This is a genomic window from Methylobacterium sp. 1973 (genome assembly GCF_040545035.1).
Taxonomy (GTDB): domain Bacteria; phylum Pseudomonadota; class Alphaproteobacteria; order Rhizobiales; family Beijerinckiaceae; genus Methylobacterium; species Methylobacterium fujisawaense.
Genome location: NZ_JBEPLA010000003.1, coordinates 515,420 through 538,208, shown reverse-complemented (window position 1 = coordinate 538,208; position 22,789 = coordinate 515,420). Strand labels below are relative to the sequence as shown.

The following is a 22,789-nucleotide window of genomic DNA, read 5'->3' as shown; positions in this document are numbered from 1 at the left end:
CGTCGGCGACGTCAAGGACGGCGCCAAGACCCTCGCCGACAAGATCACCGGCAAGCACTGATCCTCATCCCGCGGCGCCGGGCCACCGGCGCCGCCCCTCGGCCCATGTCCGGTACGGTGCCGGGCCGAACCGCTCAACGCGCGGGAGCAGAGCCGATGCGGCACTTCGCCAGCCTCTTCCTGCGTCAGGAATTCGTCTTCCTGGTGCTCGCCATCCTGCTGAGCGTCGGCGCCGGCGTGGCCTACTGGGTGTCGCGCGCCACCGTCCTGACCATCGCGGTCGCTCCCAAGGACGGGACGGAGCCGGCGCTGATCCAGGCCTACGCGGATGCCCTGGCCAAGCGCCACAAGGAGATTCGCCTCAAGATCATACCCTTCGACGACGTGCGCGACAGTGCCGAGGCGCTGCGTGACGGGCGGGTCGATCTGGCGATCGTACGCCCGGACGTCGAACTCCCCGACAACGGCCTGACGTTGGCGATCCTACGCGACCAGGCGATGATCATCGCCTCGCCGGAAGCCGCCGGGATCGACCGCTTCCCCGATCTCGATCGCAAGCGCCTCGCGATCCTGGCCCATCGGGACGCCGACGAGGCGCTCATCCGCGCCATGCTGGATCACTATGGTTTGACGCTGGTCACCACCGAGCCGGAAGGCGGTCTGCCGCCGCGCCACGTCGCCCTGGTCGAGATGGCCGAGAGCGACCTGGGCGCGGCCTTCGCCCGCAAGCGGGTCGACGCAGTGATCTCAGTCATCGCGCCGACCGCGCCGACGGCCCAGCGGATCGTCGGCCTCGTCCAGGCGGCCAGCCGCAACCGCAAGATCTCCTTCGTGGATGTCGAGAATGCCGAGGCGATCGTTGCCCGGCTGCCGCGTCTGCAGGTGGTCACCATGCCGGCCGAGACCTTCGGCGGCAGCCCCAAGGTGCCGGCCGACGACGTTCACACGGTCGGCGCTTCGTACCGGCTGATGGCGCGGTCGAGCCTCGCACGCTCCGTGGCGGCCGACGTCACGCAGCACCTGTTCGAGCTGCGCAGCGCGATGGCGAACGTCACGCCGGCCGCCGATTACGTTCAGGCCCCCGCCTATGACGGCACCGTCGGCGCGACCAGCGCGAGGCTGCCCATCCATCCCGGCGCCGTCGACTATTACGAGCGCGAGCAGCAGAGCTTCATCGAGCGCTATGAGACTTGGATCTACCTGCTCGCCTTCCTGGGCGGCGGCATCGGTTCGGCGCTCGCGTGGATCGGCCAGCGCCTGTCGCGCCTGCGCCGCGAGCGCGTCGAGGAGGCGACCGACCGCCTGCTGCAGATCCGTCAGGAGGCGCAGGAGACACCGGATTCCGGACGTCTCGAGATCCTGGCCCGGGAGATCGACGATCTCGCGGGCGACATCGCCAAGCATGCCCTGGAGCGCCCGACCGAGGCCCGGACGATGTCGGCGGCGACCATCGCCATCGACGCGGCCCGTTCGACGGTGAAGCGCGCCATCACGGCTGGCCGGAGCGCGGATGACGGCTTGGGCCTGGCCGGCAGAGCCGTCGCGGCAGACGCGGCCCAGACGCCGGCATGACCCGATGCGGCGGCCCACCGCCGTACCACCCGGGCTTCGGCCCGCACCAAGGAAGGACGACGCCATGAGTAAGGGATATCCCTCGATGACCGCCCTGCTGGGGCTGCTGGCGGTGGCCGGCTACCAGAACCGCGACCGGATCGCCGAGTGGCTCGGCGGCCACGCCAAGGATCCGGCGCGGTCGCCGGCACCGCAGGTCCCGCCCGCGACGGGGTCGACGATTCCGGCGAACCTGGATCGCCTCCTCGGCGGCGCCAGCGCGGGGGGCGTCGGCGGCCTCATCGCCGGCGGCCTGACCGAGCTGGTCGATCATTTCACTAAGGGCGGCCATGCCGAGACGGCGCAATCCTGGATCAATCACGGCCCGAACCGCGACATCCCGGCCGCGGATCTGGAGCGCGCCATCGGGCCGGACACGTTGGCGGCCCTGGAGCAGCGTACGGGCCTGAGCAAGAGCGAGCTGTTGGAGCGCCTCTCGCGCGACCTGCCCTCGGCCATCGATCGCTACTCGCCCGACGGACGACTGCCGGCCTTCAGCTGATCCGCTTCGCGGAGGTGGGGGGGGGGGGCGCCCCCCCCCCCCCCCCCCCCCCCCCCCCCCCCCCCCCCCCGCCCCCCCCCACCCCCCCCCCCACAACCCAAACGCCGGAGATGGGAACACCCCGGTGGGCGGGGGCCGGCCCCCGGGCTAGTGTGCTCACCGGCGCCCCTGTCCGCGGGGCGCTTTTCTTTTTGCCGGGGGGGGGGGGGGGGGGGGGGGCGCCCCCCCCCCCCCCCCCGCCGACGATTCCGGCAGCCGCTACTCGACCAACTCGTCCACCTTCGCCATCAGCGAGGGCGAGATGGTCAGACCCAGGGTGGCGGCCGTCTTCAGGTTGAGCAGGGTGATGAAGCGCTCGCTCGCCTGCACCGGCAGGTCGCCGACCACCGCGCCGCGCAGGATCCGGTCGAGGTAGCCCGCCGCCCGCTGCACATCCTGCTCGACGCTGGTCGTGTAGGCGGCGAGGCCACCGAGGCGGACCGGCGCCGCATAGGCGTAGACGGCCGGGAGACGGTAGGCGGCCGCCAGATCGACGATTCGCTGGCTGTACACGCCGGTCACCGCGTCCGGCAGCGCGATGAGGCCGCCCTTCGGCTGGGCGGCGAAGCCCGTGATCGCCGCCTCGATCTCGGCGGCGTCGTGCACGCCGGCGATCCGGGCGTCGATCCCGAGTTCGGGGCCGATCCGGGCCATCTCGGCCGTGTAGCCCGCGAGGCGCGCCCGGTAATCCGGGTTGATCAGGGCGAGGGCCCGCGTGACGCCGGGACTGAGTTCCTTTAGGAGTTGCAGCCACTTGCCGACGAGAATGAAGTCGAAGTTGGTGAAGCCGGTCAGGTTGCCGCCGGGCCGCGACAGGTTGGATACGAAGCCGCCGCCGACCGGATCCTGCAGCATCATGAAGACGACCGGAACCGTCGTGGTCGCCCGCTGGAGCGCCGTCGCGCCGACGACGCCCTGCGCGAGCACCACGTCGGGCTTGCGCGCCAGAATCTCCTCGGCCTGACCGCGCATCCGCTCGGCTTCGCCGTTGCCGTACTGCAGGTCGACGGCGAGGTTCTGGCCCCAGATCCAGCCGGCCCGATTGAGGCTCTCCTTGAGCGTGTCGACGATGACGGGACTGTCGGGATGCGCTTCGCCGTAGACCAGCAGGATCCCCAGGCGACGCTGACCCTTCGCCGGCCCGGCGGCGAGGGCCGGCCACGCGGCCGCGCCGCCGAGGCCCGCGATGACGTCGCGCCGTCTCATGCGCCGGTCTCCCGCCTTCACCCGTTCCGAGCCGCGCCGATCGGGAGGGGGTCCGATCGCGCGCCCGGGGATGGTAATAGGCGCTGCCTTAAGGCGGGGCTATCGCGTGTACCGATGGGAATCCCGGCGGGGCGCGGAACTCAGCGGACCTCGACCCGGCTGCCGCTGCCGCCGTTCAGGAGGCGCTTCAGGTGGAAGGCCGCGACCCCGTCGTCGGGACGCAGCCCGACCAGGGCCGCGAAGGCCGCGAGGGCGCCGGCCTCCCCGGCATCGAGCTTCGCGTAGGCGTCCTGATACTGGGCGAGCGGCGCGTCGCCGTAGACCGCCTCCGTCAGGGGTTCGTAGGCGCGCAGGGCCGTCTGCTTGCCGCGCAGGAGGAGGTCGCCGAGGGGCCGGCCGCGGAACTGCCCGGCCCGGATCACCACGGCCTCGCTGACGCAGATCCGCGTTCCGAACGCCTTGTTGGCGTTCTCCAGGCGTGCCGCCGTGTTGATGGTGTCGCCGTAGGCCGTGTAGTCGAAGTATCGGCCGCCGCCGAAATTGCCCACGATCGCCGGCCCGGCATGGACGCCGATCCGCGTCACGCCGATCTCGATCCCCCGCTCCCGCCAGCGCGCGCGGAACCCCTCGGCCACCTGGTCGAGGGCCAGCGCGCAATCCACCGCCCGGGCCGCGTGGTCCGGTTGGTCCCCCGGCGCCCCGAACAGCACGTGCAGGGCGTCGCCGACGATCTTGGCCACCGTCCCCTCGTGGGCGAAGACCACGTCGGTCATCTCGGCGAAGTAGCCGTTAAGGATCTCGGCGAGCTGCGCCGGGTCGAGACTCTCCACCAGGCTGGTGAAGCCGGCGATGTCGGTGAACAGGGAGGCCACGTCGCGCCGGTGGCCGCCGAGTTCCAGGCCCGATGCATCCCCCGCGAGCCGCTCGGCGAGGTTGGGCGAGAAGTACCGGGCCAGAGAGGCATGCGCCCGCTCGGCCAGCGATTGCCGCCGCCGGCCCTCGCGCAGAGCCTCGACATGCCTCAGCGTCCGCTCGATCGTCGTCTCGAGATCCACGAAGTCGATCGGCTTCGTCAGGAAGTCGAAGGCACCCCGGTTCATCGCCGTGCGGATGTTCGCCATGTCGCCATAGGCCGAGACGATGATGGTCGAGGGGCGCTCGGCAAGGTCCTGCAGCTTAGCGAGCAGCGTCAGCCCGTCCATGCGCGGCATGTTGATGTCGGACACGACCAGATCGACGTCGCGGTTGTCCGAGAGGCGGTCCAGGGCCTCCTGTCCGTCATGGGCGAACAGGAACGTGACGAGGCCCTGGCGGATCTGGCGGCGGAACTTCTGGGTGATCAGCGCCTCGAGATCCGGCTCGTCATCGACGACGAGGATCTTGGCGCTCGGCATGCCGGGCGTCATTCGGCCCCCGAGAGCGCGGAGAGGCGGCGGTCGATCTCGGCCTTCAGGAGGGGGAAATCGATCGGCTTGGTGATCAGGCCCACCGCGCCGGCGGCGATGACCTTCTCGCGCGTTTCGGCATCGCCGTAGGCCGTGATCATGATCACCGGCACGTCGGGCCGGGCGGCGCGCACCCGCGGCAGCAATTCGAGGCCGGTCATCCCGGGCATGTTGATGTCGGAGAGCATTAGAATCAGGCTCGGATCGTTGGACCCGTTGATCCGGTCCAGGGCCTCCGCCGCCGAATGCGCGAAGCCCATCGCGAACCGTTCGGCGCGCAGCTCGCGGCGGAACTGCTGCCGGAACAGGTCGGTCACGTCGGGTTCGTCATCGACGACGAGGATCAGGACGTTCATGGCTGGCTCTCGGTCTCGGTCGCCGGCTGTGGAGGCGCAGCGGGCGCGGTCGTCGTGACGCTCTGGCGCGGCAGGGTGATGGAGAACTCGGTGAAGGCGCCCGGCTCCGTGGCGACGTCCACCGTCCCGCCGTGTTGCTTGACGAGGATGTCGTGGCTCAACGAGAGCCCGAGCCCCGTTCCCTCGCCGGCCGGCTTCGTGGTGAAGAACGGATCGAACATCTTGGCCTTGACGCTGTCGGGGATACCGGTGCCGTTGTCGCGCACGCGGATCTCGATGCTGTCGCCCCGATCCCGGGTGGCGATCGACAGCGTCGGTTCGTAGCCCGGCTCCGCGCCGTCGGCCTTCTTCTCGGTGGCGTAGAATCCGTTCGACATCAGGTTGAGGAGGACCCGGGTGATCTCCTGGGGAAAGAGGTCGGCCGTGCCGGCGGCCGGATCGTAATCGCGCACGAGGGTCACGTTGAAGCTGGGTTTCGCCGCACGGGCTCCGTGATAGGCAAGATTCAGGCTCTCCTCGACCAGAGCGTTGACGTCCACCGGGCGATGCTCCCCGGACCCGGTGCGCGAGTGCAGCAGCATATTCTTGACGATCGAATCGGCACGCTTGCCGTGCTGGACGACCTTCTCGAGATTGCCCTTGAGAAGGCCGGTGATCTCCTCGACCTCCTCCCGCGTGCTCGGATCGAGCGGGGCGGGTTCGAGCGCGTCCCGCAACTCGTCCACCAGCTCGTTCGAGAGCGATGCGAAGTTGTTGACGAAGTTCAGCGGATTCTTGATCTCGTGGGCGATGCCGGCGGTGAGTTGGCCCAGGGACGCGAGCTTCTCCGATTGCACGAGACGGCTCTGGGCTCTCTGAAGGTCATCGAGTGATTGATTGAGGTCGCGGGTTCGCTCCTCGACCTTGGCTTCCAGGGTCTCGTAGGATTCCTGGACGCGGCCTGCCATCGTGTTGAACCGGTGCGCAAGGGTCTCGATCTCGTCGCCGGTGCGGATCACGATGCGTTCCGAGAGGTCTCCGGATCCGAAGCGTTCTGCGCCATCCTCCAGCTGTCGGATGGGAACGACCATGCGCCGCGCCAGAAAGGTCCCCGCCACGGCCGCCAGCAGCACGCCGAGGCCCATCAGGGAGGTGGTCTGGATGACGGATTCCAGAGCCGGCCCCATCGCGTCGCGCAGCGATTCCTGCACGAACACGATCCAGTCGACCCGCGGGATGGTGGCATGGGCCGCCAGCACCCAGCCGCCGTCGAGGCCGGTGGTGATCTCGTAATCCTGTCCCGCCATCCGGGATCCGGGCAGCGCCGCCGCGACCTCCGACAGGCCGGACAGGTCGGTGTCACGCAGGACCAGACTCAGATCCGGGTGCGCGATCAGGCGTCCGGTCGCGGTCGTCACGAAGGCGTAGCCGTGCTCGCCGACGTTGATCGCGCTGACCACATCCCAGATCAGCTTCAGATTGACTTCCGCGACGGTCACGCCCGGGTCGCGGCCGGCATGGGCGACCGAGACCGTCATGTAAGGCTCGGAACCGCGCCGGAAATAGACCGGGCCGAACCAGGTCTTCTGGGCGAGGGCCTGGGTGAACCGCGGAGAGGTCGAGAAATCCTTGCCGCTGCCTACGGCGTCGGGTTCGAGCCGCGACACCCGCAGCTGTTCCTTTCCGGCCGGATCGAGATAGGCGACCTCCGTGATCGCCGGCGCCTGGCGCAGCAGGCGAATGAAGTCGTAACGCTGCTGCTCGGGGGGGATCCGCCGCCACTCGGCGCGGGTCGTCCAGCCGATCTGGCTCTCGATTCCGGACAGGAAGGCATCGACGCGTTCGGCGGCCGCCCGCGCCTTGGTGCGCTGCGTCTCGATCGCCGTCCGCTTGGCGTCCTGATAGTTCAGGGTCAGGTCGACGGCCCCGTTGATGAGCAGGACCAAGCTGACGAGGCCCACGAAGGCCACCGCGAACTTGACCGACAGCGGCACGCGGAGCCACCGCGGGACCGTATCTCCGGTCGGTGGGGGAAGCGCCGTCACTCGACGATCTCATCGGCTTGGGCGAGGAGCGCCGACGAGATGTCCACGCCCATGCTGCGCGCGGATTTGAGGTTCACGATGAAGTCGAACTTCGTGGGCGCCTGGACGGGCAGGGTTGCCGGGTTCTCGCCGCGGAGAATGCGACCGACATAGGCCGCCGCCCGACGGACCGCCTCGGTCGGATCGGGACCGTACGACATCAGGCCGCCGCGATAGGCGAAGCGCCGGATGGCGAAGACCGTCGGGATCGTGTTGCGCGTCGTCAGCGCGACGATGCGATCGCCGTTGGCCTCGCTGAATGTCCCGGGCGCGACGATCAGCCCCCCGTGCCCCTGTCGCGCGAGATCTGCGATGACAGGATCGATGTCGGCAGTCTTCTCGACCTTTACGACCCTGGGTTCGATTCCCAGCGCGGCCGCGGTGCTGCGGAACGGCTCGGCGTAGAGGTTCTTGCCCCGGATCTCGGTGCTCGGATTCGACAGGAGCGTGACGCGTCGGATGCTCGGCACGGCTTCCTTGAGGGCCGCTACCCATTTTCCACCCAGGGGCGCCTCGTAGAGGGTGAAGCCCGTGATGTTGCCCCCCGGGCGTTGGAGGCTCTCCACATACCCGAACCCGACCGGATCGGAGGCGCCGACGAAAACGATCGGAATCGTTCGGGTCGCCGTCGCGACGGCCGAGAGTTGCGCATTCAGATAAGCGAAGATGACCGGCGGCCTTGCGGCGACGAGTTCGGTCGCCAGGATCCGCGTCCGCTCGGGGTCGGCACCGCCCCAGCGGTGATCGACGGGCTGATCCGGATGCCCCTGGTCGCGCAGGGCGGCATTGAACGCCTCCGCGAGCGCGCGACCTTCGTCATCGCTTTCCGTGAACGGCCAGAGCGCCGCCACGTGGGCCTGCGTCTGCGCTCCGGCGATGCGTGGCCATCCGGCCAGCGCCAATCCAGCGATTACGGTGCGCCGCCTCATCCGACCATCGCGCCAAGTCTCCGCCCACGGCCCGCGCCGCGCGGCCCGGACCGCGCGCATCGGCCCGGCCCCCGCGATCGATCGCCGGAGCATAGTGCAAGCTCGGCATTGACACCACGCGCCGGCCCGCCGGCAACGCTCAAAATGCCAGCCGCATCCCGCCGACGATGTTCCGTGGAGCCCCCGCGAAGATCGAGCCGGTCGTCGTCGCCAGCACCGCCGCCCCGTTCTGGAGGCCGGTCGTGGCGCTGATCCCATTGGCGAGATTCTGCGCGGAGGCCACGTAGGTCGTATCGAACAGGTTGCGCACTTCGAGATAGACGCTGAGCCGCTTGGCGTATCCGCCGGTCAGGTCCGTGGCGTAGTGCAGGTTGGCGTTGACGATCGCATAGCCCGGCGCCTTCAGCGAATTGGCATTGTCGAGGTAGAAGTCGCCCTGAACCACCGTCTCCACGAAGGCTCCGAGACCGGCGAGCGGCCCGCTCGGCACGTCGTAGCCCAGGCGGGCCAGCAGCTGGTGGGCCGGAACGCCGGGGATCCGGTTCCCCGCCCGGTCGAACCGACGGGTCAGGCTGCCCGCGCTGAGCTGCTCGGTGTAGCGGGTGTAGATCTGGTCGTCGAACGTGTAGGCCAGGGTTCCGCGCCAGCCGGGCGCGAAGGCCCAGTCGGCGCCGACCTCGATCCCCCGATGCTCCGAGGCGGGCGCGTTGAACGTGTAGGCGAGGAGGCCCGCCCCCGGCGATTGCGTAACCAGCTCGTTGCGGAAGAACTCGTAGAAGCCGGTGACGCTGAAGCGGAGATCGGTCACCGGACTCCACTCTGCGCCGAGATCGAAGCCCAGGTTCTCCTGCGTCTGGAGCTGGGTGTTGTTGCCCGGAAGTCCGGCGGGGGTGATGAACAGGTTGCTCGCGGCCGGCGTCGTATAGCCGGTGGCGACCCGGCCGCGCAGCGCCCAGGCCGGATCCGGCCGGTAGACCAGCGCCAGTTCCGGGGCGACGTTGAGAAAGGAGCGGTTCGCGTCCGCCACTGTCCGCGTCGCGCCGCTCGCCGCGTAGCTGTAGGCCAGGTTGCGGCCGGTGATGGAGGTGCTCTCGGCGCTGAGGCCGAGAACGCCGGTCCATTGGTCCGACAGGGCGAGTTCGAGCCGCGCCCGGCCGCCGAGATTCGACTGCACCGCCGTCTGATCGCCGATCAGCGCCCCCAGGCGCGGGCCGTCATAGGGCGCCCGGTTGAACGTCGTGATGTGGTTGTCGATCGTGTTGTAGGCCAGCGCGACGTAGCCGGTCGCCGGCAGACCGAACAGATCCCCCCGCCGGGTCAGGTCCGTCAGGAAATTCCAGGACGGATACGAGCCCCGCGACGATGTCTGGTAGAAGGGCTGATCGAAGTTGCGCTCGTCGAAGCCGAGCTGCGTGCGCCATGTGGTGAAGGCGTCGATGTCGTGCTCCCAGCGGGCCGCCACGATGGTCCGGCGGTCGTTGCGCCCGAAGCCGCCTTCATCCGCCGTCACCGGCACGGTCGCGCCGAAGGCTCCGTTCCGGAACAGGTTGAAGGTGGTGCAGCCGGCTGCCGCGCTTGCGGCGGCGGCGCAGCCGCGCTGGTACGGGTTGATCCGGTACTGGGCCAGGGACGAGCGGGCGGGAAGGTTGGCGTCGAGGGTGTTGTTGATCACCTTGAGGGTGAAGCGGTTGTCCGGGGTCGGGGTGTAGCTCGCGAGCAGATTGATGGTCTGCGTGTCATAGCTCGCATGGTCCTGATAGCCGTTGGCGCGGACGTCGCTCGCGAACAGGCTGATCTCGAACGGACCGCTGACGCCTCCGACGGTAAAGTAATTGCTGAGGTAGCCGAAGCTGCCGGCATCCACCCCGATCTCGTAGCCGTCGATCTCCCGCCCGGTCCGCGTCCGGAACGCGAGCGCGCCCCCGGTGGCGTAGTTGCCGAAGAGGGGCGATTGCGGCCCGCGGAACACGTCGATCCGGCTGTAGGCCCGCGGGTCCGTGAGGTCGAAGCGCGACGCCCCGTCCGGTTGGGTCAAAATGAAGCCGTCCTCCAGAACGACGGTGTTCTTGATGACGCCGGTGGAGCGAGCGTTGTTGCCGCGGATCGAGATCACCACGTCCCGGCCGCCATTGCCCTGCCGGACCGTGACGCCCGGGCTGTTCACCAGGACCGATCCGATGCTGGTCGCCGGCCGGTTCGCGATGGTGCCGTCCCGGCCGATGCCAGTGACGATCTCGCCCACCGGATGCTCGATGACCGAGGGGGCCGCGCCGGGGGGCGCGGCCACGCCGAAAGGCGGAGCCGTGGTCCGGCCCGCAGACGGCGCCGCTTCGCCCTCCACGGAGAGTTCGTCCAGCATGACCGCGGTCTGGCCGAGGGCGGGGAGGGGGGTACCGGCAAGCAGAAGCGCGAGGGCGCGGCCGCGCAAGGCGGTCTGGTCGGGGGGCATCGGAGGACTCGTCTGATCGGTGGGGCAAGCGGCGGGGCCGCGGGCATGGGCAGGCGATCAGGCGAAACGGGGCGGCCCTCGCGGTTGGCCGGGGATGCGGTGGACCGAGACGATGGGCTTTGGGGGCGGGATCGGCCACGTCACCGCATGCCAGCGCAGGCGACGGGCGAGGCCGACCACCGTCGGAAGAAGCGGCGGGACGGCGCCGGCCCGACACAGCCCGCAGAGGCCGCAGCCCGTCAGTGCCGGCGCATGCGGACCGATGGCGACTTCCGTCGCCTGATCCGGCCCATGCCCGCACAGGATCTGACCGGGCAGCGCCCACGGCGCCTGCGCCATCCGGAGGGCCACGGCCGGTGCCAGCGCCTGGATCCAGAGCGCGCACACGATCAGCCCGGCGCCCAGAAGGCCCGGGCGCCGGCGCGTCAGACGAGAACGGGTCCGCACGGGCATGGCGCCCGTCCGCTCCGGATCAGCTCATCCCGCGCCTTCGGAGCCGATCCACGCCGAGATCGAGACCGATTATCCCGGCGATCGCGAGGCCGGTCAGCGGGAAGAGGATCCCGAGCCCGAGGATCATCAGGGTCACGGTGACCAGCACCCGCCGGTTAGGCGGCCACGGCGGCACCCCGAGGCTGCCGGCCGGGCGCCGCTTCCACCACATCGTTCCGGCCGTCACGGCGAGCAGGATGGTGGCGAGGCAGAAGGCCAGCATCGCGAACTGGTTCGCGCGGCCCCAATGCTCACCTTTGTGGATCCCGATGCCGTATTGGATCGCCCGGCCGACCGGGCCGAGATCGGCGAAGCGGACGTCGACCAGCGGCCGCCCGGAATACTGATCGAGGGTGATCACCCGCTGCCGGGTGACGTCGCGCGGGTAGATGGCGGCGGCGTAGACCCCGTCGGCGCCGACGGGCAGCGCCAGCTCGAAGCCGTGGGGCATCCCCATGCGTCCGAGACTCGCGACGGCCTCGTCGATTCCAATGCCCGCGCCCGCTGCGGCAGGCGGTGCAGAGCGCGGTATCGGCGCGTCTTGCAGGGTCCAGCCCGCATCCTCGAGCCTGTCGCGCAGGGGTATCGTGGAGACCGGCCGGTTCGCCCAGAGCGCGGCCGGTTGGCCGAGGCCGGCGGCATTCGACCATGCGCGGAGCTGCTGCCCCCACCAGATCGACCAGGGCAACCCGGTGAGCGCTAGGAAGAGCAGACCGCCGCCGGCCACGAATCCGGTGACGGCGTGGAGATCGCGCCACCACACGCGCCGGCGGGGCGTGGCGCGAACGGTGACGACGCCGCCGGTCCGACCGCGGGGCCACCAGAGATACGTGCCCGTCACCACCAGGATGACCGCGAAGCCCGCGACGATCTCGATCACGGCATTCGCCAGCGGGCCGAGCAGGGCGAGGCTGTGCAGCCCCCGAACCACCGCCATGAACTCGCGATCGGAGCCGACGCGGTCGAGCACGTCGCCGGTGTAGGGGTTCAGGTAGACGTGGATGCGGCGATCGCCCACCGCGACCGTGACGCGCGCGGCGGCATCCGGGGCGGCGGGATCGACGTAGGTGACGGGCGCGCCGTCCGGCACCGTCTGCAGCGCATTGAAGATCAGGCGATCCGGGCCGAGCGGCGCCATCGCCTGGGGGGCGACCTTGGTGCGGTACGCGAACAGGCTGCCGTTGATCTCATCCTTGAACAGGTAGAGCGCGCCGGTCGCCGACAGGCTGATCAGGAAGGGCAGGCACAGAAGGCCCGCGTAAAAGTGCCAGCGCCAGACGGCCCGGTAGATGGCGTCGCTGGACAGTCGTCCAGTGGCAGCCGCCCCGTACGCGGGGGCGCTGCCGTGCAGAACAATCGACATGAGGAGAGGTCCGGGCCTGAGCGATCGGGATCGGGATCGTCAGGCCGCGGGCGGACCTCGCGCGGTTCCGTTATAGGCCGGAGGTCCCGTCGTCGGGATCTCGGCTTCCGGGCGCCACGCACACAGCGAGGTCGGCGCGGAGGGCCAGGCCGCCGCCTCCGGATCGATGGGGGGCAGCGTCAGCGTCCCGGCCTGCACGACCGTGCAGCACGCATGAACATGCACACTCTTACTCGCAGGCTCGCCCGACGAATGCCCGGCGCAGTGCACCTCGCCCGGACCGTCCAGGGCGCGGCTCGGTGTGGCGAGCCCCAGAAAGGCTTGAAGCAGCAGCGCGTAGAGCGCGACCAAGCCAATGATCGCGCGCCCTCTACCCGTTCGAGGCTGCCGCCGGCGCATGGGGCGATCTAGGCGGCCGGACTGCGGCGCGTCAATGCGCGGTTCCCATACGGCGCTGGACGCCCTGTGCATCGGCGACGACCGGGAGGGGCGCGCCCTGATGAGACCGCGCCGCATCCGCCCTGACGGCGTTGGGCTCGAGGCCCTGCGGACGCCGCAGAGCGCGCCCTGCCGGATGTCGGCGTCCTACGAGTCCGGTCGCCCTTTAATCCGCTCGCCCGGTCGGCAGGGCTGGATTCTTCTCCTGTGTTGCTCATCCTGCCGAGAGATCGGTACAATCTTTATTATTCGTTCTGGATTCATCAGAGCATCAGCTTGACGGCCCGACCTGAGTCAATGAGACGTCGTCGGCAGAGTGCCACGGTGAAGGGCATGCCGCGCGAGCGGGAGCTTGGAGAGGGAACGATGGTCTTCGCAGGTCGCGCAGCAGCTGCGGTGCTGTTCTTATCGATGTTGTCGGCCCCCGCATGGGCTGCGGATCCGATCAAGATCGGGCTGAGCGGTCCCTATACCGGGGGGTCGTCTTCGATGGGCGTCTCAATGCGCGACGGCGCCAAGCTCGCCGCTGCCGAAATCAACAAGGCCGGCGGTGTCCTCGGTCGGCCGATCCAGCTCGTCGAGCGCGACGACGAGGCCAAGAACGAGGTCGGTGCGCAAGTCGCGCAAGAGCTGATCAATAAGGAGAAGGTGGTCGCGACGGTCGGGTTCATCAACACCGGCGTCGCGCTCGCGGCCCAACGCTTTTACCAAGAAGCCGAAATCCCGGTGTTCAACAACGTTGCCACCGGGACGATCATCACCAATCAGTTCAAAGAGCCGGATTACGACTCGAACTACGTCTTCCGGAACTCGGCCTACGACGTGCTGCAGGCGGGCCTGATGGTCGATGAGGCCCTCGCGCAGGGCCATAAGAAGATCGCGATCCTCGCAGACTCGACCAATTACGGCCAGCTCGGCCGTGAGGATATCGAGAAGTATCTCGGCACGAAGGGCGTGAAGCCGGTCGCGGTCGAGAAGTTCAACATCAAGGACGTCGATATGACGGCCCAGCTGCTCAAGGCGCAGCAGGCCGGTGCCGAGGTGATCCTCGCCTACGGGATCGGGCCGGAGCTGGCCCAGATCGCCAACGGCATGGCCAAGCTCGGCTGGAAGGTGCCGATGATCACCAGCTGGCCGTCCTCGATGCAGAGCTTCATCGACATCGCCGGCGCGAACGGCAACGGCGTGGTCATGCCCCAGACGTTCATCGAGGACCAGACGCTGCCGAAGCGGAAGGCTTTCCTTGAGAACTACTACAAGACCTACGGCGTCACGAAGATCCCGACCCCCGTGGCCGGCGCCCAGGGCTACGATTCGATCTACCTCCTCGCCGCGGCGATCAAGCAGGCGGGCAGCACCGACGGCGCGAAGATCCGCACCGCCCTGGAGAACCTGAACGAGAAGGTCGAGGGCGTCGTCACCACTTACGACAAGCCCTTCACCGCCAAGGACCACAACGCCATCTCGCGCAACATGGTCGTGTTCGGGAAGGTACAGGACGGCAAGATCGTCTACGCCAAGGATGAGGACGCCAAGAACGCCGGTGTCGTCCGCGTCAAGGAGAAGTCCTCGAACTGAGGTCCCGACGCCCGCGCCCACCCGGGCGCGGGTGCCCCAGAGTCCGGCGGCACTCCAGCCTGCCGGCACGTCGCATATCGGTCCCGCGGCGCGCGCCGCGCGGCCGGACGACCCTCCGGTGACAACGCATCCATGGCCATCCTGCTTCAGCTCATCGCCTCAGGCGTCGCGGTCGGCATGATCTACGCCGCCATCGCGTTCGGCTATCAGCTCACCTTCGCGACCTCGAAGACGCTCAATTTCGGCCAGGGCGAGGCGCTGGCGCTCGGGGCCCTGTTCGGCCTGACCCTGGTGCCCTTCGTCGGCTACTGGCTGATGATCCCCCTGGTCCTCGTCTTCGGCTTTGCCCTCGGGGCCGTGGTCGAGCGCCTGGGCGTACGCCCGGCCGTGAAGATCAAGTCCGAATACGGATGGATCATGGCGACCATCGCCCTCGGCATCATCTTCAAGAACGTCGCCGAGAATGTCTGGGGCCGCGACGACCTGAAATTTCCCTCGCCGCTCCCCGAGACTGCCCTCGAAGTGGGCGGCGTCCGCATCCTGCCGATGGAACTGCTGATCGTCGCGGGGGCGCTGCTGATGATGCTCGCGGTCGAGATCTTCAATCGCAAGTCGATCTGGGGGAAGGCGGTCGTCGCCACCTCCAACGACATCGACGCCGCCGGCCTGATGGGCATCAACACCCAGAAGGTGATCACCCTGTCCTATTCGATCAGCGCCATGACGGCGGCCTTCGCGGGCGTGCTCGTGGCGCCCGTCACGCTGACCGGGGCCACGATGGGCTCCGTGCTGGCGCTGAAGGCCTTCGCGGTGGCGATCATCGGCGGCCTCGAATCCGGGCTCGGCGTCATCGTCGGCGGCCTGATCCTCGGTGTCGCGGAGACGCTGACCGGCTTCTACATCTCGACCGGCTACAAGGATGTGCCGGGCCTGATCCTGCTCCTCGTCGTCCTCTCCATTCGCCCCGTCGGCCTGTTCGGCAAGGCGGTCATCAAGAAGGTCTGACCGTGACCGCCCGCGCATCTCTCCCGGCAGCCTGAGCCATGGCGCAGACCCTCGCCCCCGCCGACGCGCCCGTCCCGACCGCCGCGCCGAGCCTGTCCCGCCACGTGGGCGCCCTCGGCGCCGTGCTGCTGGTGGTCTGTCTCGCCGCCTTCCCGCACGTGGTGACGAGTTCGTATTACATCCACCTCGTGGTGGTGATCGCCATTTACGCGATCCTGATCCTCGGGCTCGACATCGTGGTCGGCTATACCGGACAGGTCAGTCTCGGGCATGCCGGCCTGTTCGGGGTCGGCGCCTACGCGGCCGCGGTGCTGTTCCTGCACTTCAAGCTCGGCGTGTGGTGGGGCATCCTCGCCGGGATCGGCGTGACCTCGGCCTTCGGCGTGCTGCTGGCCGTCCCGGCGCTGCGGGTTACCGGTCCCTACCTCGCCATGGTGACGCTGGCCTTCGGCACCATCATTCAGATCTTCATCAACGAGCTGACGCCCCTGACCAACGGCCCCCTCGGCATCACCCTGCCGCCGGCCCGCGTCCTCGACTTCTCGCTCCTCGGCCTCCAGGCCCCGTGGGGCGCAGCCGGGCGCAAGCTCGAATTCTACTACCTCGTCTGCGTCGCGCTGCTGGCCACAATCCTGGTCGTCAACCGGGTGGTGCGCTCTCCCTACGGCCGCGCCTTCGAGGCGCTGCGGGATTCGCCGATCGCCTGCGACTGCATGGGCGTCAGCGTCTACCGCTACAAGGTCTATGCCTTCGTGATCTCGGCAGCCCTTGCCGGTCTCGCCGGTGCGCTGTTCGCGTGGTCGGAGCGCTACGTGGCTCCGAACTCCTACGGCTTCGAGCTGACCGTGCTGTTCCTGCTTGCCGTGACGATGGGCGGGCGCAAATCCCGGGCGGGGCCGATCATCGGGGCCGCGATCGTCGTGATGATGCCCAACGTGCTGGCCGATATCGAGCTGGTGCGGATCATGGCGGGGCTCATCGCCCTTGCCGCCTTGATCGTGGGCGCCCTCGCTTTCCTCCGGCGCCGGGAGGACCGCTTCGCCCTGCTGGTGCCGGTCGGGCTCTGCCTCGCCTTCTTCCCGGCGACCCTGGCGCTCGAATCCGTCACCGATTTCCGCCTGACGGTCTTCGGCCTGATGATCCTGTTCGTGGTGTACTACCTGCCGGACGGGATCGTCGGCTTCGTCCGCGAGAAGATCCCGGCGCTCCGGCCGGCCCACACCGCCGAGGGCAAGAGCCTCCACGCCGAGGGGGCGGCGCTCAGCGTCCAGAGCGGCGGCCGGGGTGCCGACCCGCTGCTCACCGTCGAGCAGGCCCTGATGCAGTTCGGCGGCCTCAAGGCCCTCGCCGGCGTCGACCTCACGGTCCGGCCCGGCACGATCCACGGCCTGATCGGGCCGAACGGTTCCGGCAAGAGCACGATGATGAACGTGCTGACCGGTATCTACCGGCCGACCGGCGGCAGCGTGACCCTGGCCCGCGGCCAGGGCTCGAAGCGCCTCGACGGGCGCACGCCCTCCGAGATCGCGGCGGCCGGCGTGGCGCGCACCTTCCAGAACGTGCAGCTCTTCCGGGAGATGACGGCGCTGGAGAACGTGCTGGTCGGGCTCCATCACAGGTTCCGCGGCACCCTTTTCGACGCGATCCTCGGCACGCCGCGCCGCCGTCGGGAAGAGCGCGAGCAGCGCGCCCGCGCCATGGCGATCCTCGACTTCGTCGGTCTGGGCGCCTTGGCGCAGGTGGAGGCCCGCAACCTGCCCTACGGCAAGCAGCGCCTCCTCGAGATCGGTCGCGCGCTCGCCCTCGATCCTGTCCTGCTCCTCCTCGACGAGCCCGCCGCCGGCCTCACCGCCCCCGACATCGCCGAGCTGACGGCGATCATCCGCAAGATCCGAGACGCCGGCATCACGGTGATCCTCATCGAACACCACATGGACGTGGTCATGGGCCTGTGCGACCGCGTCAGCGTCCTCGATTTCGGCCACAAGATTGCCGAGGGCAGTGCCCGCGAGGTCCAGGCGGACCCGAAGGTGATCGAGGCCTATCTCGGCAGCCCGGTCGCCGACGAGGAGTTGACCCATGCTTGAGGTCACGGGTCTGTCGGCCGGCTACGGTCAGGTCGAGGTGCTGCACGGCCTCGATTTCGCGGTCCCGAAGGGGCAGGTCGTGGCGCTGATCGGCTCGAACGGCGCCGGCAAGACCACCACGATGCGCGCCCTGTCGGGCATGATCCGCCCGCGGGCGGGTTCGATCCGCCTCAACGGGCGCGAGATCGGCGGCCTCGAAAGCCACGACGTCGCCCGGTTCGGCCTCGCGCACTCGCCGGAGGGCCGCCGCGTCTTCCCGACGCTCTCGGTGGAGGACAACCTGACCCTGGGCGCCTTCCCCCGGTTGACGGGCGCGCGGCCGAAGGGCGACGTCGCGGCCGACCGCGAGCGCGCCTTCGAGATGTTCCCCCGTCTGAAGGAGCGGCGTACGCAGCTTGCCGGCACCCTCTCGGGCGGCGAGCAGCAGATGCTCGCGATGGGCCGGGCCCTGATGCTGCGGCCGGAGATCCTCCTGCTGGACGAGCCCTCGATGGGCCTCGCCCCGAAGCTCGTGGAGGAGGTGTTCCGGATCATCCGCCTGCTCAAGGCCGAGCAGGTCACCATGTTGCTCGTCGAGCAGTTCGCCATGGCGGCGCTCGGCGTCGCCGACCACGCCTATGTGCTCGAGAACGGTCGGATCCGCTTCCAGGGCCCGGCGCAGCAGATGCGCAACGATCCGGCCGTCCGGGCGGCCTATCTCGGCGGCAGCCACTGAGGCCGCCGCGAGACCCCCGGTCGCGGAGACCGATCCGCTCCGGGGGCTGACGCTTCGGGCGGGGCGCGATGCCGTCAATCTGGACCGTCGCGTCCTGCGAGCGTCGCCCTCGTGAAGGCCGGCGTGTCCTGCACATGGCTATGCGGAGCCTGCCCAGCGACGACATCCGTGCTCCAGCAGCCCGGCCACGCCTCGCTGTGGGGAATCGGACGCATGTACCGCCGGAGGGCCCCGCCGTTCCGGCTCGCGCCGGCCGACGCGACCACGAATCAAGCATTGCCGGCCAGGAGATGCATCATGGCTACCCCTGCGCAGAGCCGGATGAAATGACTTGTCATTGATCATCCCTGCATTCGCGATCTCCGAACGCCGGTAACCTCCTGTGTCGCCCTGTCGTGGGGCTCCGGCAGCCGAGGGTGGCTGCCGAACGGGAAGGGCGGTCTGATGAGACGTCGCGTATCGGCCCTCCTGATCCTTCCGGCATTCGCCTTTGCCGGCTCCGTGCAGCCAAGTGCGGGGTCGCCGGACGCGCCGGCCACCTTCGTCGAACCGATGGATGGCCCGCACCGTCATTGCTCCGGTTCCTGTATGAAGACGGGGGCCTTGCAATGGATTTGCCGGCGCGATCAGACCTGTTCCATCGATTGTGCGACGGCACCGCCGAAGATGCATTGTCACGACCCCGAGCCGCCGCGCCGGACGCGCTGAGGCGAGACAGCGCGGCCTGGTACGACTCAGCCCATCAGGCCTCCGAGGCCGCCGGTGACCAGGCGGGCGTGGCCTGCAGGGATGAGAAGGTTCATCCCGATGCCGCCGGGAACCGCGTGCCGAACCGGCATCCGCGTCCTCGCGCAGAGGTCTGAAGCTCGGCTGATCCCCAGGATTGTGGAAGCGCCGGTCGCAGCGGCTTGGTCACGCATGGCTGCGTTCCCCTGGCGCATCGGGAAGGACGATCTTCGCTGGCGCCCGCGACCTGGCGGGGGCGGCAGGATCGGGAGATGGAGCGGGCGCACCACGCCGAACGGCATCGCCAGATCTCCGGCGCGCGACGACTCTCAAAGGTTGGCGATTGCGCCGCCGGCCAGGCGTCCATGGCTTTGACAACCTCGGCTCGCCATGAGACCGCTCTAGGGTGTTGGATGCACGCGCCTGTCGCGTGCCACGGCCAACACGGTGAACGGGCCTGCCTTCTCTCAGGGCGGCAACTGAAGGGTCGTTCGGCGCGCCGTCATGGCGGCGCATACGCGCGATCATTCGGGCTCAACCGCGGAAGCAGTCCGCTCGGTCAATCCCTGAGGCCCCGTGAAACAGCGCCACGCCGTGATGCACAGAAGTTCGAACGTGACGATGTGCATCCCAGCCTGCCTGATGGACGGTGGCGCGATGGGCGCGCTCATGCGTGCGCACGACTGGGACGCCTCACCGCTCGGTGATCCCGCGACCTGGCCGCCATCCTTGACGACGCTGACAGGCGTCATGCTCGGTTCGAGGCAGCCGACCTTCGTCATCTGGGGGCCCGAGCGCAGGCTCCTCTACAACGATTCCTTCGTCGGGCTTCTCGGCGGCGCGCATCCGTCCGCGCTCGGTCGCGACTATCTCCAGGTCTGGCACGACCTCGGCGCCGAGCTTGGATCCTTCGTGGACGAGGCCTGCTCCGGTCGCTCCGTTGACACGGCCGCGTTCGAACACGTCGTGAGGTCGCCCGACGGGGGCCGGTTCTCGTTGTCCTATGTGCCCATTCGCGATCCGGCCGGGCGCGTGGATGGCCTGTGGGGCACCTGCACTGAGATCGCGGACCAACGGTTCGTCGAGGGGGAGCGGCAGGAGGCGGATGCGACGCTCCGCGAGAACGAGGAGCGACAATCGTTCCTGCTGGATCTGAGCGACGCGCTTCGGCCGCTGAACACGCCCACCGACATCGTCGAAGTGGCCGCCCGGCGTCTGGGCGAGCGGGTCGGTGCGAGCCGCGTATTCTACGCCGAGATCGCCGGCAGCCTGATGACGGTCGAACGCGAGTACGTCCACGGCGTCGGCTCGATCATCGGCGAGCACTCGCTGGCGGCGTTCGGCCCGGATCTGCTGGCAGCCTACCGCGACGGCGTGGTCGTCGCGGTCGACGACGTGCCCTCGGACCCCCGGTTCACTGTCGAAGCCCGGGCGGGCTTACGGTCACGCCAGGTCGGCGCCTTCGTCGATGTCGTTCTGTTTCGGGGTGACGAATGGGTCGGCCTGCTCGCGGTGCAGAGCGCGACCCCGCGCGCCTGGACGCCAGCGGAAGGCAACCTGATCCGGGAGGTCGGCGAGCGCGTCAAGGCTGCCACCGAGCGGGCCCGTGCCGAAGTGGCGCTGCGCGAGAGCGAGGAGCGTCTGGCGGCGATCTTCTCGGCTGCGTCCGTCGGCCTGTCCGAAGTGGATGCGAGCGGCCGCTATCTTCGGGTCAACACGGAGATGTGCCGCATTCTCGGACGGTCCGCAGACGAGGTTCTCTCGGTCGGCGTCGCGGATGTGACCGATCCAGCCTATGTCCCGCAGAGCTTGACGACGATCGCGCAGGCGTTCGAGACCGGGCACAGTTCCGCCCTCGACAAGCTCTATCGTCGTCCTGACGGCACGTCCATCTGGGCGAGCAGCAGCGTCAGACGTCTCGACGATGGGCAGGGCAGGTTCAAGAACCTGCTGGTCGTCACGGCGGATCTCAGCCATCGCCGGGAGGCGGAGCAACGGCTGGCCGAAAGCGAGCGCCGCCTACAGCTGCTCAACGAGACGCTCGAACTTCAGGTCTCGGAGCGCACGGCCGAGCGCAATCTATTGGCCACGATCGTCGAAAGAACCGACATCATGGTGATGGCGTCGGATCTCAACTACAACATCCTGGCCATCAACAAGGCGAACGCGGACGAGTTCGAGCGCATCTATGGCGTACGGCCGAAGGTCGGCGACAACATGCTCGACCTTCTGGCCGATCAGCCTGAACACCAGGCGCAGGTCAAAGCGGGTTGGGGACGCGGGCTGGCCGGCGAGGAGATCACCCTCGTCCAGGAGTTCGGTGATCCCGGACGCGTCCGCCCCGCCTATGAGATCAGTTTCCGCACCCTGCGCGGTGCGGATGGCGAGCGCACGGGTTGCTATCAGTTCGTCATGGACGTGACAAAGCGGTTGCGCGATCAGGCCGAGCTGGTCCTGGCCCAGGAAGCCCTGCGCCAATCCCAGAAGCTGGAGGCGGTCGGCCAGCTTACGGGCGGAGTGGCGCACGACTTCAACAACCTTCTGACCATCATCCGCTCATCCGTCGATTTTTTGCGTCGGCCCGATCTGCCGGAGGTCCGCAAGCGCCGCTACCTCGACGCGGTCTCCGAGACGGTCGACCGGGCCGCCAAGCTGACAGGCCAACTCCTCGCCTTCGCGCGCCGTCAAGCGCTGAAGCCGGAGGTGTTCAGCGTCGGGCAGCGGGTGAGTGCGATCGCCGACATGCTCGACACGCTGACCGGCGCACGCGTGCAGGTTCTGATCGAGGTGCCAGACACCGCCTGTCATGTACGGGCGGATGTGAGCCAGTTCGAAACGGCCCTGGTCAACATGGCCGTCAACGCCCGCGATGCCATGGACGGTGAAGGCACGCTCATCCTCCGGGTCACCGGGGGGGCGGCGCTGCCGGCTGTTCGCGGCCATGCAGGGTGCGAGAAGCCGTTCGTGGCGGTCTCCCTGACCGACACGGGGACCGGCATTTTGCCGGACCGGATCGAGCGGATCTTTGAGCCCTTCTTCACCACGAAGGAGGTTGGTCGAGGCACGGGTCTCGGGTTGAGCCAAGTCTTCGGTTTCGCCAAGCAGTCGGGCGGCGACGTGGATGTCCGGAGCGTCGTCGGCCGGGGCACCACATTCACGCTCTATCTACCCGAGGTGGCTGCGTCCGATCTGTCGTCCGGTGAGCGCATCCAGGAAATGGGGCTGGCCCCGCTGGGTTCGGGTCAACGCATCCTGGTCGTCGAGGACAATATCGGGGTCGGCCAGTTCGCGACCCAGATCCTGGAGGATCTGGGCTACCGGACGGCATGGGCCGGCAACGCCGAGGAAGCGCTGGACCGGCTGGGTCGCGACGGTGACGGGTTCGATCTGATCTTCTCCGACGTGGTCATGCCGGGCATGGGCGGCGTCGCGCTGGCGCGTGAGCTGCAGCAGCGGTGGCCGGATCTGCCGGTGGTCCTCACGTCGGGCTACAGCCACGTGCTCGCCCAGGAAAGCGACCACGGATTCGCGTTGCTGCACAAACCCTATTCGGCCGAGCAACTCGGGCGCATCCTGCACCAAGTCCTCGGCGTGCGGTCCAAGCTCACGGCCCCGGCGGCCTGACGGCAAACGCGGTCAGGGAGTACGCGCGGTTTTGCGGGGGACCCTCGATGCGCTGCTGGTTGGTCGCTCGCAGGTGGGCCCCACTGAATCCGTAAAGCGGAGGCCAAGCGCCGACGATCATCTTCCCGGCCGGGGCCGCCGCTCAACGCAACGGGGTCGCC

The 22,789-nt window shown here is 68.9% G+C and carries 16 protein-coding genes; 7 read left to right on the top strand and 9 right to left on the bottom strand.

The window, feature by feature from the left end; translation table 11 throughout:
* Nucleotides 1-156: 156 nt before the first annotated feature.
* Complete coding sequence (locus ABIC70_RS09535) at nt 157-1,572, top strand: TAXI family TRAP transporter solute-binding subunit (protein WP_043345428.1); 1,416 nt, start codon at nt 157-159, stop codon at nt 1,570-1,572.
* Between the two features lie 64 nt (nt 1,573-1,636).
* Nucleotides 1,637-2,113 carry a YidB family protein gene (locus ABIC70_RS09530; protein ID WP_075381458.1) on the top strand — a complete coding sequence of 159 codons (477 nt, stop codon included), beginning with the start codon at nt 1,637-1,639 and terminating at the stop codon, nt 2,111-2,113.
* A 258-nt stretch (nt 2,114-2,371) separates the two neighbouring features.
* Here ABIC70_RS09530 and ABIC70_RS09525 read toward each other — a convergent pair whose 3' ends face one another.
* The 9 genes from ABIC70_RS09525 to ABIC70_RS09485 form a co-directional block, all read right to left on the bottom strand.
* A complete protein-coding gene (locus tag ABIC70_RS09525) occupies nt 2,372-3,358 on the bottom strand; it encodes an ABC transporter substrate-binding protein (protein WP_043345432.1) in 987 nt (328 codons plus the stop codon).
* A 140-nt stretch (nt 3,359-3,498) separates the two neighbouring features.
* Nucleotides 3,499-4,764, bottom strand: coding sequence for an adenylate/guanylate cyclase domain-containing protein (locus ABIC70_RS09520; RefSeq protein WP_043760534.1), 1,266 nt, complete (start codon nt 4,762-4,764; stop codon nt 3,499-3,501).
* A complete protein-coding gene (locus tag ABIC70_RS09515; protein ID WP_354439557.1) occupies nt 4,761-5,159 on the bottom strand; it encodes a response regulator in 399 nt (132 codons plus the stop codon). Before ABIC70_RS09515 ends, ABIC70_RS09520 begins: the two co-directional genes overlap by 4 nt.
* Nucleotides 5,156-7,132, bottom strand: a complete 1,977-nt coding sequence (locus ABIC70_RS09510) for a sensor histidine kinase (RefSeq protein WP_354439556.1) — start codon at nt 7,130-7,132, stop codon at nt 5,156-5,158. Before ABIC70_RS09510 ends, ABIC70_RS09515 begins: the two co-directional genes overlap by 4 nt.
* A gap of 47 nt (nt 7,133-7,179) precedes the next feature.
* Entirely contained in the window at nt 7,180-8,151 is a 972-nt protein-coding gene (locus ABIC70_RS09505; RefSeq protein ID WP_075382089.1) for an ABC transporter substrate-binding protein, read from the bottom strand.
* A gap of 139 nt (nt 8,152-8,290) precedes the next feature.
* The gene (locus ABIC70_RS09500) at nt 8,291-10,600 is read right to left on the bottom strand and encodes a TonB-dependent receptor family protein (protein WP_075381462.1); all 2,310 of its coding nucleotides are present in this window, start codon (nt 10,598-10,600) and stop codon (nt 8,291-8,293) included.
* Nucleotides 10,601-10,657: 57 nt separating this feature from the next.
* Complete coding sequence (locus ABIC70_RS09495) at nt 10,658-11,053, bottom strand: DUF2946 domain-containing protein (RefSeq protein ID WP_278306390.1); 396 nt, start codon at nt 11,051-11,053, stop codon at nt 10,658-10,660.
* A 19-nt stretch (nt 11,054-11,072) separates the two neighbouring features.
* Nucleotides 11,073-12,455, bottom strand: a complete 1,383-nt coding sequence (locus ABIC70_RS09490; RefSeq protein ID WP_354439553.1) for a PepSY-associated TM helix domain-containing protein — start codon at nt 12,453-12,455, stop codon at nt 11,073-11,075.
* Between the two features lie 39 nt (nt 12,456-12,494).
* Nucleotides 12,495-12,806: a hypothetical protein gene (locus tag ABIC70_RS09485; protein ID WP_251982166.1), complete on the bottom strand. Its 312-nt coding sequence runs from the start codon at nt 12,804-12,806 to the stop codon at nt 12,495-12,497.
* 453 nt (nt 12,807-13,259) lie between these two features.
* Here ABIC70_RS09485 and ABIC70_RS09480 point away from each other — a divergent pair, with 453 nt between their 5' ends.
* The 5 genes from ABIC70_RS09480 to ABIC70_RS09455 all read left to right on the top strand — a co-directional run bounded on the left by ABIC70_RS09480 (nt 13,260) and on the right by ABIC70_RS09455 (nt 22,628).
* The gene (locus tag ABIC70_RS09480) at nt 13,260-14,471 is read left to right on the top strand and encodes an ABC transporter substrate-binding protein (RefSeq protein ID WP_043345452.1); all 1,212 of its coding nucleotides are present in this window, start codon (nt 13,260-13,262) and stop codon (nt 14,469-14,471) included.
* Between the two features lie 132 nt (nt 14,472-14,603).
* Nucleotides 14,604-15,476, top strand: a complete 873-nt coding sequence (locus ABIC70_RS09475; protein ID WP_043345455.1) for a branched-chain amino acid ABC transporter permease — start codon at nt 14,604-14,606, stop codon at nt 15,474-15,476.
* Between the two features lie 38 nt (nt 15,477-15,514).
* Nucleotides 15,515-17,563, top strand: coding sequence for a branched-chain amino acid ABC transporter ATP-binding protein/permease (locus ABIC70_RS09470; RefSeq protein WP_278306392.1), 2,049 nt, complete (start codon nt 15,515-15,517; stop codon nt 17,561-17,563).
* Nucleotides 17,556-18,278: an ABC transporter ATP-binding protein gene (locus tag ABIC70_RS09465; RefSeq protein ID WP_043380492.1), complete on the top strand. Its 723-nt coding sequence runs from the start codon at nt 17,556-17,558 to the stop codon at nt 18,276-18,278. Before ABIC70_RS09470 ends, ABIC70_RS09465 begins: the two co-directional genes overlap by 8 nt.
* 1,302 nt (nt 18,279-19,580) lie before the next feature.
* A complete protein-coding gene (locus tag ABIC70_RS09455) occupies nt 19,581-22,628 on the top strand; it encodes a PAS domain-containing protein (RefSeq protein WP_502915966.1) in 3,048 nt (1,015 codons plus the stop codon).
* Nucleotides 22,629-22,789: the final 161 nt, after the last annotated feature.